Annotated in this window: 1 protein-coding gene; it reads right to left on the bottom strand. The window is 24.1% G+C overall.

The genetic code is table 4. The features are described from left to right. Positions 1-1,222 (bottom strand): outer membrane protein assembly factor BamB family protein (locus D9R21_RS06285; RefSeq protein ID WP_148108868.1); only part of this gene is annotated, 1,222 nt, incomplete at its 3' end. Between the last annotated feature and the right edge of the window lie 466 nt (positions 1,223-1,688).

Genomic DNA, 1,688 nt, shown 5'->3' on the forward strand with positions numbered 1-1,688 from the left:
ATTTAGCGGTTCAATTGTCATTGTTTGCTGTTGATTCTGATTTAGAAAATCCATTCATTTTTTGAATTGTATTTGTTTCTGTCACTTGTTTAGAACAAGCAATTGTATATTGTGTTTGTTCAGAATTACTATTGTTTACAAATGTTGAATTAGAATCTATACAAACATTGAGTTCATTTTCTAAATTAAGAGGTTTATTTTTTTGTTTTGATTCTATAATAACATCAAATACTTTTAAATTTTTTAAATTAATATTGGAAATTATTTTAATTTCAGAATTGGGGTTTTGTTTTTTATAATGTAAATATAACCCTCTTTTTATTTGATGTCTAATATCAATAAATTTAGATTCAATTAATTGAAATATATCAAATTCACATATATTACTATTATCATAACTAAAATAAATTTTATTATTTAAAACAACACCAGAAGAGCAAGGGGTGCCAAATGTTATATATCCAACTTTTTGTTGTTCTGTTGCAGGATCATATTCATATATTGTATCATACATAATAAAATATAGTTTATTATTTAAAACAACACCAGAAAATAAAACTTTACGGTCTGTCGTGATTACAATTTTTTGTTGTTCTGTTGCAGGATCATATTCATATACATTATGATCATATGAGCCGATATATAATTTGTCGTTTAATACCACTCCCGAATAATTAATATTACCATTTGTTGTGATTACAACTTTTTGTTTTCCTGTTGTAGGGTTATATTCATATACTTTACCATCTGTTGAACCAAAGTATATTTTATTATTTAAAATAACACCAGATGATAAAATTTTACCACTTGTTGTAATTACAACTTTTTGTTGTTCTGTTGCAGGATCATATTCATATACTTTACCATTATCAGAACTAAAGTATAATTTATTATTTAAAGCTACACCAGAAGAAGAAATAGAACGTGATGTTATTAAAACAACTTTTTGTTTTCCTGTTGTAGGGTTATATTCATATACTTTATCACCATAAGAACTAAAGTATATTTTATTATTTAAAATAACACCAGATGATAAAATTTTACCACTTGTTGTAATAACGTGTTCTGAAATTCCAAAAATATTTTGTTTATTATTTTGTCTTTTATTTCTTTTTAAATTTTCTCTATATATTTGTTTTTGATATGGGCTAGCAGCAATTGTTGTTGGTACAGCAGTTCCATTAATTGTTAATACACTTAATAAACTTAAAAGTTTTTTCATTTTGTATAATTTCCTTTCTTATCTTGAAACTTTTTATCAAGATCTATGACATTATATATATATATATATATACATACAAGCACTTTTGATCATCTTTTTAGAAAGGAAATTATTTAAATGATTATTATTGTGATTATATTGTATTAAACTGGGCTCGCGGTGATTTTCATAAGTTTGTGAAAAATAACTTAAAGTTTAAAAAAATTTTTGCCGCGCTTTTCAAAATACTTGGGAAAAATTCTAAGCGTTAAGCGAAGAATTTTATAAAGGTTCCCAAATTTGTTTGAAAGAATCTCAAAACTTTTTTTAACTTGTAAGTCATTTTATCACAAAAATTTAAGAAAATCAACCGCTCGCCCAAAACCTCAAAAAACTATATAATTAACTTTGTATATAAAAGAAAGGATTTTTTAAAATGGATAAAACAAAGCATCATTTTACTTTTAAAGAAAGAGTAATGTTAAAA

This window comes from Spiroplasma endosymbiont of Megaselia nigra, assembly GCF_003987485.1.
GTDB lineage: Bacteria > Bacillota_I > Bacilli_A > Mycoplasmatales > Mycoplasmataceae > Spiroplasma.